The sequence below is a fragment of the Actinomadura sp. WMMA1423 genome, from assembly GCF_006547145.1.
Lineage (GTDB): Bacteria > Actinomycetota > Actinomycetes > Streptosporangiales > Streptosporangiaceae > Spirillospora.
The window spans coordinates 3,846,876-3,862,137 of record NZ_CP041244.1 but is presented as its reverse complement, the minus strand read 5'-3'; the positions used below and the strand labels follow the sequence as shown (position 1 = coordinate 3,862,137).

The following is a 15,262-nucleotide window of genomic DNA, read 5'->3' as shown; positions in this document are numbered from 1 at the left end:
GGTGGAAGGAAGGCTCACGGTGGTCGGACCCCTTTGTTTATCGATTGACAAACAAATCGTGGCACGGGGCCGCGAGGCGGGTCAAGGTAAAGTTGATCGAACGACAAACAAGTACGGAGACGCATCCCGATGGCTGGTCGCGGCAGGCCGCGCACGTTCGACCCCGACACCGCCCTGCGCCAGGCGCTGGAGGTGTTCTGGGAACGGGGCTACGAGGGCACCTCGCTCAAGGACCTGGCCCAGGCCATGGGGATCGCCTCGGCGAGCATCTATGCCTGCTTCGGCAGCAAAGAGGACCTGTTCCGCAAGGTCATGGCCCTCTACGGGGCGACCTCGGGCGAGCCTCCGAGGCGGGCGCTGCGCGAGCATCCGACCGCACGCGCCGCGGTCCACGCGATGCTCCGCGCCACCGCCGATGAGATCACCCGTTCGGACGCTCCGCACTACTGCATGCTCATCCTCGCCGCGCCGACCGGTGCCGTGGAGAACCACGAGGTCCGGGAGTTCCTGGCCGGTATCCGGCACGACATGCGCGCCGAAGTCGAAGACCGGCTCAGGCGCGGTGTCGCGGACGGCGACCTCGCCGTGTCTCCGGCCGACCTCGACGCCATCGCCCGCTACTACACGACCGTGGTGCAGGGCCTGTCCATCCAGGCCCGCGACGGCGCCACTCGGGAGGAGCTGGAAGCGGTCATCACCTGCGCGATGGCCGCCTGGGACGCGCTCACGTCGGCGCCGTCCCACAGAGTGAACTAGCGGCTCGTCGCGAAGCGGGACCGCTCACCTGCGGAAGCGCCCGGTCAGCCGGGGTCGCCGGCCAGACATGTTCGCGGATCGCCGGAACCGGTTCGGGTGTTTCGGGGAGAAGGGCCTGCTACTGCTGGTCGCCGGTCGTGGTGGTCCATCGCGGATCGATGTGGCCCAGCCAGGCGTCTTGCTCATCTGCCAGCGGTCGCTCCAGGGGGAGCGGCAGGAAACGGCAAGCGAAGGTCAGACCGGTGTCGCCCCCCTCGCCGCGGACGACATGGGTCCATGCGTCTGGCGTGGCGGCGGGCGCGCGAAGGTGGAAGTACGTGGTCTTTCGCGGGCGCATGGTCTCGGGATCGGGCCTGGTGTCCACGCTGATCTGCTTGATCACGGAGGCGGTGTGCAGGCCGGTCTCTTCGAGGACCTCGCGCAGGACGGCTTGCACCAGATCCTCGTCGGGCCGCACGCCGCCGGCGGGAACCTGGGTGCCGGCTTGGGGCATGCCGACATGGTCGAAGACCAGGAGTCCGGGGACGACGCGATGTCTGATCACGTAGGCGGCGACGCGGAGTCTGGGGCGGGTCACCCGAGCATTGTGCCTGGGGGCGGTGCGGGAGGTCCTAGGCGATCGGGACCGGGCCCGTTGGGAGGGTCGTCGGGTCTGGGCTTTCCGCCCCCACCACCACCCACTGGCCCCTGCCGATGGGGCGGGACCGGCGGCGGACGATGTCCCTCCATGCTTCCGGCCAGACGGTCTGTTCGGACCATCGGACCGACAGCAGTTCGGTTCTGGTCAAGCGTGCCCGGAGCAGGGACGCGTGGGAGAGGTTCGCGCTGGTCAGATCGGCGCCCGACAGATCCGCGTCGACGAGGTCGGCTTCGCTCATGTCGGCCTTGCTCAGATCCGCTCGGCGGAGGCGCGCCTTGGTCATGGTCGCGCGTGTCAGGTTCGCCTGCATCATGTAGGCGCCGCTCAGGTCCGCACCGACCAGGCTCGCCCTGGTCAGATCCGTCTGGGTCAGGTTCGCTCGGACCAGGTCCGCGCCGTCGAGGGTCGCGCCGAACATCTGCGCCCGGGTCAGGTCGGCGCGGAACAGATAGGCCCGTGTGAGGTCCGCCCGGGTCAGGTTCGCGCGGACGAGGTGGGCGCCCGTGAGGTCCGCGGCGGTCAGTTGCGCGCTCGTCAGGTCCGACCGGGCCAGGTCCGCGAAGACGAGTTTCTCGGCGCTCAGGTTCGCCTGGCGCAGGACCGCGCCGACGGGACGGTCCGGGTCGAACGGGTCCAAGTTGAAGGGGTCCGCGTCGAACGGGTCCGCCGCGAACGGGGGCAGGTCCAACTCCTCCAGCGGCGACAGCGCGTCGAACGGGGCGATGTCCGCAGGCTCGGGGGCCGGTGCGTTCCGGGCCAGGGCGCCGACCAGGCGGCCGAGAGGGCCGCCGTCTCGGATGCCGCGTCCGGGAACGCGCCGCGGGGACGCGGTACGGGCCAGGGCGCCGATCAGGCGTCCCGGTCGGCCGTCACTGCGCATAGCCCCCTCCCGGTGTCGGATGGGGCTGCTGATCGGAGGCGCCGTTCGCATCCGGGACCGCGGAATTGGGCGGCCCTTGCGCCTGTGGATCGAAGGCGGACCGCGCGTCGATCTGCAATGGGACCAGACGGGCCAGTTTTTCGATGACCAGAGGCGCGGCCACCCCGAGTCCGAAGGCGGCCAGCGGACCGGAGACCTGACCGCTGGCGGCCAGGGCGGCGGCCACGGCCGCGCCCACTGCCAAACGAATCAGTACTGAAACCGCGAATGCGGTCAAACCCTGGGGAATGGGACGGCGCCACGACCACCGGCGGCGGCTGCGATGGATCTGGGCGTACAACTCCAGAGCCTCCACGCATCCCCCGCCGGCCATGCCCCATAGGACCGCCTGCCACCAGACCAGCATGTTCCGAACGTAGTGCGCGGGATCATTGTGGAGGCGAGCGCGACGCGGAACGGCCGAAGTCGGTCGATACTTGCGGTTGATCTCGATTTGGGAGTAGAGCGCGCCTGGCAGCAGCCAGTCGGACCGACCTTTATATCCGCAAGAAAAGTAGAAAAGCCGTAAATGGAATAATGCTCCAGCCGCATTCAGTGATCGATGAGGAGTCGTAGGCGGCGGGGACGGGGCGGGCGGCCGTCCCGGTTCGCCCCGCACCGGCTTGTGCTTCTCGCCCTCGGCCCTCTGGCGGACGTGGGTAGTCATCGCCGGCGGGCCGGAGATCGTTTTCGTGTCCCGCTGCACGCGGCCGCCGGGGACCGTCGGCCGCGGGCGGGGGCGAGGGCGTGAAAGCGGAACGGGGCTTCGGGTGAGTCCTGGTTGACCACGTTCGCGCTACGAAAGGCCGCCCATGATCATGGAGCCTGTTGCGAGCTCCAGACGGACCGAGTCCGGGGACGATCCGGCCGAGATCATCCGATCGTCCCGCCACGAGCCGGAGCGGTTCGGGCTGCTCTTCGACCTCTATGCCGAGGAGATCCACCGCTACGTCTCCCACCGGCTCGGCGCGGATCTCGCCGAGGACGTCGTCGCCGAGACGTTCCTGGCCGCGTTCCGGCACCGGTCCCGCTACGACGCGGGCCGCGCTCCGGTGCGGGGCTGGCTGTTCGGGATCGCCACGAAGCTCATCGGCAAGCACCGGCGGGCCGAGATCCGCGAGCTGCGGGCGCTCGCCCGGATCGACGCCCGGTGCGCCGGCGAGGGGCACGAGGACCGGGTGGCGGAGAAGGTCAGCGCGGCCGCCCTCCATCCCTCGCTGTCCAAGGTGATCAGCACGCTTCCGCGGCGCGACCGCGATGTCCTGCTGCTCGTCGCGCTGGCCGGGCTCAGCCACGCGGAGGTCGCCGCGGCCCTGGGGATCCCGTTCGGGACGGTCGGCTCGCGGCTGAACCGGGTCAGGAAGAAGCTCCGCGCGGCGCTCGGCGAGGTCGGCCCCGCTTCGAACGAGAAGGAGTGAGCAATGATCGATGAACTCGAGACGGTCAAGGCGTTCTACCGGCAGCCGGCGCCGCTGGAGCCGGAGTCCGCGGCGCGGATGCGGGGGCGGCTGGAGGAGGCGGCGCGACGAAGGCGCCCGAGGATCCGCAAGCCCTTGGTGCTGGGCCTCACGGCGGGCGTGGCGGCGGCCGGAGTCGCCGCGGTCATGGTCGTGTCGCCCGCCCGGTCGCCCGATGGACAGAAGCAGGCGGGGCCGTCAGCCCGGAACCTCCTGCTGGCCGCGGCCCATGAGTCGGAGAACGCCGCCCAGACCGACGGCCGCTACTGGCACGTCCGGAGCGAGAGCATGGGCGTCGGCGAGATGTCGGTCACCGAGCATGACACCGACTCCGCTCCCATGTTCCGGTACCAGGAGATCTGCACCAGTCAGCGGTGGGTGGCGAGGTCCCCCCGGCAGCCGAGCTGGTGGATCGTCGACCGGCAGTCGCGACGGTGGGTGTCGCCCTCCGACGAGGCCCTCTGGCGCCGCCAGGGCTCTCCGGACATTCCACCCGGGTGCCGCCGTGGCGGATACATGGACCAGGTGACCGGCGCGGAGCGGACGCCCTACGCCCAGCGCCTGGACCGCGGTTCCGACGACGAACCCGCGCCCTTCCCGAAGGTCGGCACGAAGACCGTGTCCGTGGAGGACATCCTGCGCCTGCCCAGCGATCCCGGGCGGCTCAAGGAGGTCCTCTACGGGTGGCAGGACGCCTTCGTCGCCTCCGGCGGCGAAGAGGCCCGCCAGTCGGCACTGTTCGATCAGGCGAGCACTCTGCTGCTGGATCTGCCCACCCCGCCCAAGGTGCGGGCCGCGCTCTACAGGCTGCTGGCCGACCTGCCGACGGCCCGGACCAGCGACCGGGTGCGCGACCCGCTCGGCCGAGCGGGGTGGGGCGTCGAGATGAACTCCTGCGACGGGCACGAGGGCACGCGGAACCAGATCATCCTGGACGAGCGGACAGGCCGGCTGCTGGCGACGCAGACCTTCCAGGGCTGCCGTGACCACCGGCTGCGTCTGGCCTACACGGCCGTCACGAAGTCCGGGTGGAGCGGCGAACTGCCGCGGCTGCCGAAGAACCGGGCCGAATAGCGGGGCACGCGGGCCACGGAGGGGGAGGGGCCCGCGTGCCCGTTCGTCGGTCGAAGGGCGGGGGCGAGCCGACAGGGCGGCTTGCAAGCCGTGCCGAAGGCGCCACCGTGATCGGGGTGGGCCGAGGGCCGTCCGGCCGGGTGGGGAGGCCGGCCGGACGGCGGTTCGGGAGCGGTGACGTGGGTCAGGCCCAGTCGACCAGGTCGACGGTGTCGTTCGTGGCCTCCGGCTCCTCCAGCGGCTGACCGGGGAACAGCGGACGGGCCCTGCCCTCATCCGCGTCGATCAGTACCGCCACGGTGCGAGCGTGGTTGACCCAGGAGGACACGTTGTTGGCGGCCGTACCGTCGCCCATGGGCAGCTGCTTGAGGTCGACCTTGTAGCCGGCGCCGATGCCGTAGGCCGGCCCCTGCCGGCCGTAGTCCCGGTAGAGGCAGAGGGTGACCGGAGGGCAGTCCTCGCCGTCGTTGAGCTGGACGACGCCGGGCGGCAGGTCCGCCGCGGCCGAGCCGGCCGGGACGATGGCGGCCTGCGCGGCCGCCGAGACCGCGGGGCCGGTCACGGTCGCGCAGGCGGCCAGGGCGGTCGCCGATACCAGCAGGCGCGCTTTCCAATTCGCCATTGGGGGGATCTCCGTTTCGTCTGACTGGAGTTGCGGCGGGAGTGACGCCGCGCGATTACCGTTGCACGGAGAGTGAATAGGGCGCCAGATTGAAACGGTGTCCTTATGCGGTCAGGCGACTACTCACAGTTGCCCTTTGCTGGTGGGTGCGCTACCTGATAGGCGGAGTGAGGCGGCGGGCGTTCGCGCTGCGCCTCACTGTGCGTAGCTTCACGGCCTTCAGGATGGTGACGGAAGGTCAGGTGCCGCACAGGATCTCGGGGAGGGCGCTCTCCATCGCGTCGTCCAGTGCGGGGCCGCCGCCCGGGTTCAGGTTGACCATGACGGTCGCCTGCCTGCCGTCCATGGTCGCGCCAGTGCGGACGCTGAAGCCGAGCATGTCGCCGTCGTGCCCCCAGAAGCCGTCTTCGCAGGTGGAAGGGTCGTCCACGGGGATCCACTCCAGCCCCAGCCCGTACTTGGAGCCCGAGGCCCTGCCAGTGGAGCGCGGCGTCAGCATCTCTCGCATCTGGGCCGGCCTCAGCAGGCGTCCTCGAAGGAGGGCCGCCATGAAGCGGTCGAGGTCCGAGGCGCTGGAGATCATCCCGCCTGCGGCTCCTCCCACGGTCGGGTTGAGGAGGGTGATGTCCACCAGTTCGGACTCCGGCCGTACGTAGCCGTGAGGGTGCGGGCCAGGGATGTCCGGCGCGTCCGTCGGGACGGAGGTGTCGTGCAGTCCGAGCGGACGGATCACCCGGCGGCGGATCTCCTGGCCGTAGGGATGCCCGGTCACGCGCTCGATGACCATCCCGGCCAGCAGGTAGTTGGTGTTGGAGTAGCCCCAGCCCCGGCCCGGCTCGAACTCCCGCCGGTGGGGCAGGGCGATGTCCACCAGATCGCGCGCCTCCCAGTGCCGCAGCGGGTCGTTGAGGATCTCCAGCGGCGACATGTACTTCAGGACGTCCGGCAGGCCGCTGGTGTGCTGGAGCAGCTGGCGGACGGTGATCTCCCCGTCGCCCGCCGCGCCGCGCACCACGCCGGGCAGGTAGCGCTCGACCGGCGCGTCCAGCTCGACGCGGCCTTCGCCGGCGAGCTGGAGGACGACGGTCGCGACGAACGGCTTGGTCAGGCTGCCGATCCGGAAGCGGCTGCGGGGGTCCACCGGCGCGCCCGTCCGGATGTCCGCGACCCCGCCGGTGGCGGTCCGGCGGCCGTGCCGGTCGTCGAACCGCGCGAGCGCCCCGGGAGCGCCGTCCGGACCGCTGAGCCTCTCCACGACCTGCCTCAGCCGGGTGGGGCCGTCCGCCTGCGCGGGCACGGCCGAGGCCGTCGCCGCCAGCGCCAGGACGACCGCCGTCGCGCGTACCGCGTTTCTTCTGATCATGGACGGGACGATAGGAAGCGGCGGGCCGAACGCGCATCGAGCGCGTGAGCCATCCGCCCCCTCACCCGCAATAGGGAGCCCCCATGGGTTGTCGTGGATCAGAGGCGCTTCCTACGGTTGGAGGCATGGGCGAACGGGGTGCGCAGGGGCCAGGGGCGGTCGAGGCTTTCCGGTGGTGGGGGCGGATGGCCTGGAACCCGCTCGACACCTACGGCGCGCTCGCCAGACGGTACGGGGACGCCGTCCGGGTGCCGTTCGGACGGAACCGCGCGTTCTTCCTGCTGTCGCGTCCCGAACACGCCGAACGGATCCTGGTCGCGAACCAGGACAACTACGTCAAAGCCTTCACGTACCGGCCGCTCCGCGCCGTCCTCGGGGACGGGCTCCTGACGAGCGAGGGCGAAACCTGGCGGCAGCACCGGCGGGTGGTGCAGCCGGTCTTCGCGCACAGGCACATGGTCGGGTTCGCGCCTCAGATGGTCGACACGGCCGCCCAGGCGGTCGGACGCTGGCCTGACGGGGTGGTGCTGGACGCGGCGGGGGAGTTGCGTCGGCTCACGTTGGGCATCGTGGGGCGGGCCCTGTTCGGAAGCCAGCTTGAAGGGGAGGCCGAGAGAACGGGGCAGGCGCTGGAGGCGCTCCAACGCGGCGCCGTGGTCGGGACCTTCATGCCAGGGGCGACCGCCAAGCGATCGGTCTATCAGCGGGTGCCGAGACTGGGGAGCGCCCTGGAGTACCTCGACGGGATGGTGCAACGGGTCGTCGGGGGCTCGTCCGGTGGCGAACTGCTGCGCCTCCTAGAGGAGAGCGGCCGGTTCAACGAGGCGGAGCTGCGCGACGAGGTCCTGACCCTGCTGCTGGCGGGGCATGAGACCACGGCGGCCTCCCTCGCCTGGACGTTCGTGCTCCTGTCGAAGTACCCGGCGGCCCGGGACCGCCTGGAGGACGAGGTGGACGAGGTCCTCGGCGGCGGGGAGCCGAAGGCGGAGGACGTCGACCGGCTGCCGTGGACGAAGGCCGTCCTGTCGGAGGCCATGCGGCTCTGCCCGCCCGCCTGGACCATCGAGCGCGATGCCCTGGAGGACGACGTCGTCGACGGGGTCGAGGTGCCGGCCGGTTCGACGGTCGCCGTGCCGCCCTACCTGATCCATCGCAACGCCGACGTGTGGCCCAATCCGGAGGGCTTCCAGCCCGAGCGCTTCATGAGCGGGCAGAAACACCACCGGTACGCGTACCTGCCGTTCGGCGGCGGACGCCGCATCTGCGTGGGCGCCGGCTTCGCGATGCTGGAAGCGACCCTGGTGCTGGCCACCATCGCCCGCACGCACCGGCTCGACCTGGTGCCGGGTGTGGCCGTGTCCAGCCGGGCGGAGATCACGTTCCGTCCTGCCGGGGTCGTGCCGATGCGGGTCATCCGGAGGTAGCCGCTCCCTCAGGCGGGGCGGATGTTGTGGTTGCGGTGGAACACGTTCTGCGGGTCGTAGGCCCGCTTGACCTCGCGCAGCCGCCGGAGGTTCTCCGGCGTGTAGGCGGCGGCCGTCCTGGACGTGTCGTGCAGGAAGTTCAGGAACGAGCCGCCGGTCGCGTGGGCGGCGAACGGTGCGGCGTCGGCCGCGGAGCCGTCGATGGTGAGGGAGAACGGGACGTCCCGGTGCCCCACCGGGCCGGCGTCCGGTGCGGGGCGGGCCATGGCGCCGCCCCAGTGCCGGACCTCGATCCCGGATGCGCCGCTATGGGCGATCGCGGAGATGAGGGTGTCGGGCAGGTCGGCGTACAGGTGGAAGTGCAGGGGCGCCGTTCCGCCCAGGGACTCGGTCTCGGCGTAGGGCATCGCCCGGAAATCGTCGTGAAGCGAGGGGCCCGAGGCCTCCAGTAGAGAACGCAAAGCGCGCGCGCCGTCCGACGCGGTTCCCGCGTAGACGCCGCGGACTGCGACGACCCGTCCGTAGTGCGCGTGGTTCGTCACCGCCACCGAGACCGTGAGCGAGTCGGGACGCGCGGGCGCCCCGTCCCGGAAGCGGGTGAGCACGTCGGTGGCCCGCTCGGCCGGGAACAGTGCGACGCCCGCGTAGACCGTCGAGACGGGGTGCAGCCGGAACTCCAGCGACGTGACCACGCCGAAGTTGCCGCTGCCGCCGCGCAGCGCCCAGAACAGGTCGGGGTGGTGGCCCGCGTCGGCGGTGAGGTGCCGGCCGTCTGCGGTGACGAGCTCGGCGCGCAGCAGGTGGTCGGCGGCGAATCCGAAGCGGCGCGACAGCCAGCCGACGCCGCCCCCGAGGGTGTAGCCGGTCACGCCGACGGAGGCGTGCGAGCCCGACAGCGGCGACAGGCCGAGCGGCGCCGCGGCGGCGATCACGTCGCTCCAGCGGGCGCCGGCCTCGGCGCGCGCGATCCGGCGGGACGGGTCGACCAGCACGCGCGACATGCGGGACGTCCTCAGCAGGAGTCCCTCGTCCGGCTGGACGACCGTGCCGTGCCCGGTGGCCTGGACGGTCAGCGGGACGCCGCGCTCGCGGGAGGCGAGGATCGCGGCGCGGACGTCGGCGGGGCCGGCGGCGTCGACGGTCTGCGGCTCGTCGGTCTGCGGCTGGACGGTCTGCGGCTCGGCGGCGCGGGTGCGGAGGGCGGTGTCCATGACGTCTTCCTTTCGGAGGATTTTTCTCCACTTACTCGCACGGTAACACTGCGCGGAGGAAATGTCTCCACTTACCTCCGGACCGGTTCGGCGTCTCCACGGTCGAAGTCACAGACCTCGCTCCTGGTGGCGAGTAATCGCGACCAGGGGAATCGGAGGCTGCTCCTCCACTAAGCTGGTCTCATGGGTGCGAAGCAGCGGCCGCTGCGGGCCGACGCGCGGGACAACCGCGAGCGGATCCTCGCCGCCGCCCGCGAGGTGTTCGTCGAGCAGGGGCCGGGCGCGCCGCTGGAGGAGGTCTCCCGGCGCGCGGGCACGGGCATCGCCACGCTCTACCGGCGCTTTCCCGACCGGCAGGCGCTGACGAAGGCCGTCGCCTTGGACGCCCTCGAGCGCACCAGAGACGAGGTCAAGCGCGCGCGGGACGACGAACCGACCGCCTTCGCCGCCCTCGTCCGCTACATGCACCGCGTCCTGGACATCCGCATCGGCGCCGTGTTCCCCGTCCTGCTGGAGCAGATCCCGTTCGACGACGAAGAGATCGTCGCCGCCCGCGACGACGGCGTCACCGTCATGCGGGAACTCGTCGCCACCGCCCAGAAGGACGGCGACCTGCGGCCGGACGTCACGCACGGTGACATCGGGATGCTGCTCGTGCGGCTGTCGCGCCCGCTGCCGGGCCCGCTGCCGCGCGAGACGGCCGAGGCCCTGGCGCACCGGCACCTCGACCTCATCATCGACGGCCTGCGGGCCGGGCGCCCCGGAGACACCGGCCGCCGCGCCGGCCCGGAAGAGCTCGGCGGCCCGGCGCTGACCTTCGACGACCTGCGGTCCATGGGGGACCGTTAGTGCAGGTGACGGCTCTGCCGGAATGGGCACAGGCAGAGCATGAACATCACAGGCATCGTCACCGCGATCGTCATCGGGGCGATCATCGGGGCGCTCGGCCGGTTTCTGCTGCCCGGCCGCCAGCCCATCGGCTGCCTCCTGACCGTGATCGTCGGCATCGTCGCCGCCCTCATCGGGACGGCCATCGCGCAGCAGGTCGGGGTGGCCACCACCAACGGGATCGACTGGATCGAACTGGTCTTCCAGATCGGGCTCGCGGTGATCGGCGTCGCGATCGTCGCCGCCATCAGGCGTGGGCGCGGCGGCCGCCGCTACGAACGCTGACGCACTCCGCTTCCCCGCCTGACCTGGGCGATCGTGATACGTCGCCGTCCCGCGGCGGCCTTTGGCCGTCTCCGGCCGCGCGCCATACAGATCTGGTCAAACGGCGCTTGCGGCAGGCGAAACTTTGATCTCATAGGGCGATTGAAAGGATACGGAGAGTAACGACAGGTCGGGGGGAGACCGATGGCGGGGAGAGCCGCGTCCGTCGCGGGGCAAGACAGGTTCCTGCTGCTGCGGAGGCGCTTCCGGCGGGCGGTGGTCGTGGTCACGGCCGGATTCCTCGGGTGGTATCTCGTCTTCGTCGGGCTCGCCGCCTTCGCCCGCGGCTTCATGGGGCGGACCGTCGCCGGGAACGTCAACGTCGCGCTGCTGCTCGGGCTGCTGCAGTTCGTCTCGACATTCGGGCTGACGTGGGGATACCTGGCCTACGCCCGCCGCCGGCTCGACCCGCTGGCCGGTGAGCCGCGGTGACCGGGCCCGCCCTGACGTTCGGCCTGTTCCTGGCCTTCATCCTGATCACGCTGGCGATCACGGTGTGGGCGCGGGCGACCACGCGCGGCGCCGACGACTTCTACGCGGGCGGCCGGACGTTCACCGGACCGCAGAACGGGGTCGCCCTCGCCGGCGACTACATGTCGGCCGCGTCCTTCCTCGGCATCGCCGGGATCATCGCGCTGAACGGCTACGACGGGTTCCTGTACTCGATCGGGTTCCTGGTGGCGTGGCTGCTCGCGCTGCTGCTGGTCGAGATGGTCCGCAACGCGGGCCGGTTCACGATGGGGGACGTGCTGGCGCACCGGGTGCGGCGGCAGGCGCCGGTGCGGCGGGCCGCCGCAGTGTCCACCGTGACCGTGTCGGTGTTCTACCTGCTCGCGCAGATGGTCGGGGCCGGGGCGCTGGTCTCCCTGCTGCTCGGCATCCACCGCGGGGAGCGGTTCCTCGGGATGGACGCGGGCACCGCCGAGACCGCCACGATCGTGGTGGTGGGCGCGCTGATGATCCTCTACGTGGCGTTCGGCGGGATGAAGGCCACGACCTGGGTGCAGATCATCAAGACCGGGCTGCTGATGGCCGGCGCGGCGGTCCTGGCGGGGCTGGTGCTCGCCAGGTTCGGGTTCGACCCCGGCGCGATGCTCGGGTCGGCCGCCGACGCGAGCGGGAAGGGCGAGGCGTTCCTGCGCCCCGGGCTCCAGTACGGGCGGGACGTCCCGGGCGACACCTACCGCACGGTGGTCAACAAGCTCGACTTCATCAGCCTCGCGCTCGCCCTCGTGCTCGGCACGGTGGGGCTGCCCCACGTCGTCGCGCGCTTCTTCGCCGTCCCGGACGGGCGCGCCGCCCGCAAGTCGGTGTCGTGGGCGATCGGCCTCGTCGGCGTCTTCTACCTGATGACGCTCGCGCTCGGCTTCGGCGCGGCGGCCCTGGTCGGACGGTCCGCGATCGTCGCCCAGGACCCGTCGGGCAACACCGCGGTGCCGCAGCTCGCGCGGGCCGTCGGCGAGCACGTCGGCGGACGCGCCGGCGGCGACGTCCTGCTGGCGTTCATCGGGGCGGTGGCGTTCGCGACGATCCTGGCGGTGGTGTCCGGGCTCGTCCTGGCCTCGTCCACGTCGCTGGCGCACGACTACTTCGGCCAGGTGCTGATGCTCGGCCGCCCGCGCGAGTCGCAGGAGGTGGCGGTCGCGCGGTTCGCCTCGCTCCTCGTCGGCTCGCTCGCGATCGTCCTGGCGGTGGTCGCCCGCGACCTGAACGTGGCGTTCCTGGTGGCGCTGGCGTTCGCGATGGCCGCCTCGGCGAACGTCCCGGCGATCGTGCTGTCGCTGTTCTGGCGCCGGTTCAACTCGGCCGGGGTCGTCGCGGGCATCTACGGCGGGCTGGTCGCGTCGCTGGTGCTGGTCGTCTTCTCGCCCGTCGTGTCCGGCAAGGTCGATCCGGTCACGGGGCACAGCCTGTCGCTGTTCCCCGCGGGGATCGACTTCCACCTGTTCCCGCTGGAGAACCCGGGCCTGGTGTCGATCCCGATCGGGTTCGCCTGCGCGGTCGCCGGAACCTTCGCGGGGCGCGAGAAGGCCGACGGGGAGCGCTACGAGGCCCTGTCGGTGAGGGCCCTGACGGGTGCGGGATCACAGTGACCTGGACGGTCGGTCCGGGTTAGCATGCCGTGCCCGGTTTGATTACCCGTGGGTACGGAAGACTGATCCGGGAAGATCCGCGCTGTCCAGGACCGTGCCCTAATGTGCCGAGTGCCCGGGCCAGGGGCGGTTCGCGTGGCAGAATGTCACCCGCCGTGAAGCGCGGCGGTCTGCCGGAGGGAGGGGCGGCGTGTCCGAAGCCGGTCGGCGCCGTCCGGCGCATGCCCGACCGGCCGTGCCACTGCTCCGGCTCGGCGCCCGGACGACCGCGGTCCTCACCGCGCTCACGCTCGGCGCGGCCGTGGCGGTGCCCGCGGCGATCGTCTCCGGCGTGCCGGCCAAGGGGCAGACCGTGCGCGGGGCGTCCGCCGGAGCCGTCGCCGGGTCGCTGCTGAACGCGCCGACCGACCAGATCCGCTCCCGCGAGTGGCACCTCGACGTCCTGCGCGCCCAGAAGGCGTGGCGCTACTCCAGGGGGCGCGGCGTCACGGTCGCCGTCCTCGACACCGGAGTCGACAGGCGCCACCCCGACCTCACCGGCCGCGTCGTCACCGGCCCCGACCTCACCGGCGGCGTGCGGCGTCCCGGCAGCCGCTACTGGGGCCTGCACGGGACGTCCATGGCCAGCATCATCGCCGGGCACGGCCACGGCCCAGGGCTGTCGCAGGGCATGATGGGCGTCGCGCCGCTCAGCAACGTCCTGTCCATCCGGGTCACGCTGGAGAACGACGACCCGCTGCGCCGCGACAGCGGGCCGCAGCCGGGCGCCGGCGGCGACCGCGACGCCGTCGCCCAGGGCATCAGGTACGCCGTCGACCGCGGCGCCGGCATCATCAACATGTCGCTCGGCGGGGGCCGCCAGTCCTACAACGGCACGCCCTCGCAGGAGAAGGCGATCCGGTACGCGCTCTCCAAGGGCGTCGTGCTCATCGCCTCGGCGGGCAACGACGGCTCCGGCGCGAACCGCAAGAACTTCCCCGCCGCCTACCCGGGCGTGATCGCCGTCGGCGCGCTCGACCGCCGCCTGCGCCTGTGGAAGGACAGCAACCGGCGCTCGGGCGCCGCGGTCTGCGCGCCCGGCGTCGAGATCGTCAGCGCGGACGCCAGCAACGGCTATGTCGTCGGGACGGGCACCAGCGCCTCGTCCGCGATGGTCGCCGGGGTCGCCGCGCTCGTCCGCTCCCGCTACCCCAAGCTCAGCCCGGCGGAGGTCAGGCGGGCGCTCATCGAGGGCTCGCCCGCACGGGCCGGCCACCCCACCGGCTCGACCGAATGCCGCGGGACGGTCGACGCGGTGCGGACCCTCGTGGCCGCCAACCAGATCAACAAGACCTCCAGCGGGCCGGTCGAGACGCCGCCGCCCCCGCCCTCGACCCCGCAGCCCGCCGCGCAGCCGGTCGGCCGCGACTCCGGCTTCCTCTTCCCGCTCGTCCTCGGCGGCGGCGGGGTGCTGGTCGCCCTCGGCCTCGTCCTCGGCTGGCGGCAGCGGCGCCGTCCGGAGGAGGACGACGGGGACGCCGACGCCGTCGCCGACTACGGCCTGCCGTCCGCCCCGGCGGCGCCGCGCGAACCCGTGGCCGCCGTGCCGCCCGTGCCCGCCGGCGCGTACGAGGCGCCGGCGGTCGCGCCGGTCAGCTCGCCGCTCTTCCAGAGCAACGAGGTCTACCAGGCGCCCGCCTTCCCCGCCGAGGCCCCGCCGCAGGAGGCCCTGCCCCAGGAACCCGTGCCGCTTGACGCCCCGCTCTGGGACGCCCCCCAGGCCGACCCCGAGCCCGGCTCCTTCGCGCACCCGGACGCCGGGTTCGCCGAGCTGGCGCCGCCCTCCGGCTGGGACGGACGGCTTCCGCCGCCGATCGAGCCGAAGCAGCCCCCGATCATGCCGGGCGAGCTGCGCCCGTTCATGCCCGGCGAGTTCGCGGCGGGCGGGCACGGGGCGCGGGGCGGGCACGACGCCGTCAACGGGAACGGGCACGACGCCCTCAACGGGCATGACGCCCCCAACGGGCACAACGCCCCCAACGGGCACAACGGAGCGGGCCTGAACGGCTCGGGCCTCAACGGCTCGGGCCGCGACGAGCCGTCCGTCCTCGACGACGACGCGTGGGAGGCCTTCCGCCGGGGTGCGCTCGAGACGCCGGACCTCCCCGAGACGGGGACGACGGCTCCGCTCGCCGCGGTATCCCCGGAACCGCCGGAAGAACCGCCGCCCCCGCCGGTACCTCCCGTGGACGAGGGGCCCTTCGGCGGGTTCTCCGATGTCCCGCCGCCCGACCCGGCCGACCCCGGACCGCGGGACGGGCCCGTCCCGCCGCCGGGCCAGGCCGACGACGAGCCGCGCGGGCGGCACTCCAAGCCGCCGCGCCCCGCCGACGACGAGGACTACCGGCCGCCCTGGTGGTGAGCCGGCGGTGAGCGCGGTACTCCGGCGGGCGTAGCGCGAGTGCCTCCGGCCAGGCGATGCGGGCCCCCGTACCCGTCGCCGAGCATCGAC

The 15,262-nt window shown here is 72.3% G+C and carries 15 protein-coding genes; 9 read left to right on the top strand and 6 right to left on the bottom strand.

Going from position 1 to position 15,262, the window contains the following annotated elements; genetic code table 11:
- The first annotated feature begins 129 nt into the window (after positions 1 to 129).
- Complete coding sequence (locus FKD65_RS17830; protein WP_141578555.1) at positions 130 to 756, top strand: TetR/AcrR family transcriptional regulator; 627 nt, start codon at positions 130 to 132, stop codon at positions 754 to 756.
- Positions 757 to 874: 118 nt separating this feature from the next.
- Here the strand turns inward: FKD65_RS17830 and FKD65_RS17825 are convergent, their stop codons facing one another.
- Genes FKD65_RS17825 through FKD65_RS17815 form a run of 3 tightly spaced genes read right to left on the bottom strand, consistent with a single transcriptional unit; the run spans position 875 to position 2,682 of the window.
- On the bottom strand, positions 875 to 1,333 hold the full coding sequence (locus FKD65_RS17825; RefSeq protein ID WP_141578554.1) for an NUDIX domain-containing protein: 459 nt from the start codon (positions 1,331 to 1,333) through the stop codon (positions 875 to 877).
- 34 nt (positions 1,334 to 1,367) lie between these two features.
- On the bottom strand, positions 1,368 to 2,276 hold the full coding sequence (locus FKD65_RS17820; RefSeq protein WP_141578553.1) for a pentapeptide repeat-containing protein: 909 nt from the start codon (positions 2,274 to 2,276) through the stop codon (positions 1,368 to 1,370).
- Entirely contained in the window at positions 2,266 to 2,682 is a 417-nt protein-coding gene (locus tag FKD65_RS17815) for a hypothetical protein (RefSeq protein WP_141578552.1), read from the bottom strand. The genes FKD65_RS17820 and FKD65_RS17815 overlap by 11 nt, the downstream gene beginning before the upstream one ends.
- A gap of 451 nt (positions 2,683 to 3,133) precedes the next feature.
- Between FKD65_RS17815 and FKD65_RS17810 the strand changes: the two genes are divergently transcribed.
- On the top strand, positions 3,134 to 3,733 hold the full coding sequence (locus tag FKD65_RS17810; RefSeq protein ID WP_141578551.1) for an RNA polymerase sigma factor: 600 nt from the start codon (positions 3,134 to 3,136) through the stop codon (positions 3,731 to 3,733).
- Between the two features lie 3 nt (positions 3,734 to 3,736).
- The gene (locus FKD65_RS44305; protein ID WP_168221084.1) at positions 3,737 to 4,846 is read left to right on the top strand and encodes a CU044_5270 family protein; all 1,110 of its coding nucleotides are present in this window, start codon (positions 3,737 to 3,739) and stop codon (positions 4,844 to 4,846) included.
- A 184-nt stretch (positions 4,847 to 5,030) separates the two neighbouring features.
- Here FKD65_RS44305 and FKD65_RS17800 read toward each other — a convergent pair whose 3' ends face one another.
- Together FKD65_RS17800 and FKD65_RS17795 are read right to left on the bottom strand one after the other, a co-directional pair.
- Positions 5,031 to 5,468, bottom strand: coding sequence for a peptidase inhibitor family I36 protein (locus tag FKD65_RS17800; RefSeq protein ID WP_141578550.1), 438 nt, complete (start codon positions 5,466 to 5,468; stop codon positions 5,031 to 5,033).
- A gap of 238 nt (positions 5,469 to 5,706) precedes the next feature.
- Positions 5,707 to 6,831: a serine hydrolase gene (locus FKD65_RS17795; RefSeq protein ID WP_141578549.1), complete on the bottom strand. Its 1,125-nt coding sequence runs from the start codon at positions 6,829 to 6,831 to the stop codon at positions 5,707 to 5,709.
- Between the two features lie 125 nt (positions 6,832 to 6,956).
- Here FKD65_RS17795 and FKD65_RS17790 point away from each other — a divergent pair, with 125 nt between their 5' ends.
- The gene (locus FKD65_RS17790) at positions 6,957 to 8,255 is read left to right on the top strand and encodes a cytochrome P450 (protein ID WP_168221083.1); all 1,299 of its coding nucleotides are present in this window, start codon (positions 6,957 to 6,959) and stop codon (positions 8,253 to 8,255) included.
- Positions 8,256 to 8,263: 8 nt separating this feature from the next.
- On the opposite strand, the gene FKD65_RS17785 is transcribed toward FKD65_RS17790, so the two are convergent.
- Positions 8,264 to 9,466, bottom strand: a complete 1,203-nt coding sequence (locus FKD65_RS17785) for an FAD-binding oxidoreductase (RefSeq protein ID WP_141578547.1) — start codon at positions 9,464 to 9,466, stop codon at positions 8,264 to 8,266.
- Between the two features lie 183 nt (positions 9,467 to 9,649).
- Here FKD65_RS17785 and FKD65_RS17780 point away from each other — a divergent pair, with 183 nt between their 5' ends.
- From FKD65_RS17780 to FKD65_RS17760, 5 genes are all read left to right on the top strand, one after another.
- Positions 9,650 to 10,315, top strand: coding sequence for a TetR/AcrR family transcriptional regulator (locus FKD65_RS17780; protein WP_141578546.1), 666 nt, complete (start codon positions 9,650 to 9,652; stop codon positions 10,313 to 10,315).
- Positions 10,316 to 10,354: 39 nt separating this feature from the next.
- Positions 10,355 to 10,639 (top strand): GlsB/YeaQ/YmgE family stress response membrane protein, encoded by a 285-nt coding sequence (locus FKD65_RS17775; RefSeq protein ID WP_141578545.1) that lies wholly within the window; start codon positions 10,355 to 10,357, stop codon positions 10,637 to 10,639.
- Positions 10,640 to 10,822: 183 nt separating this feature from the next.
- Positions 10,823 to 11,110 carry a DUF485 domain-containing protein gene (locus FKD65_RS17770; RefSeq protein WP_141578544.1) on the top strand — a complete coding sequence of 96 codons (288 nt, stop codon included), beginning with the start codon at positions 10,823 to 10,825 and terminating at the stop codon, positions 11,108 to 11,110.
- Positions 11,107 to 12,771, top strand: a complete 1,665-nt coding sequence (locus tag FKD65_RS17765) for a cation acetate symporter (protein WP_141578543.1) — start codon at positions 11,107 to 11,109, stop codon at positions 12,769 to 12,771. The genes FKD65_RS17770 and FKD65_RS17765 overlap by 4 nt, the downstream gene beginning before the upstream one ends.
- 190 nt (positions 12,772 to 12,961) lie before the next feature.
- Positions 12,962 to 15,172: a S8 family serine peptidase gene (locus FKD65_RS17760; protein WP_141578542.1), complete on the top strand. Its 2,211-nt coding sequence runs from the start codon at positions 12,962 to 12,964 to the stop codon at positions 15,170 to 15,172.
- The last annotated feature ends 90 nt before the right edge of the window (positions 15,173 to 15,262 follow it).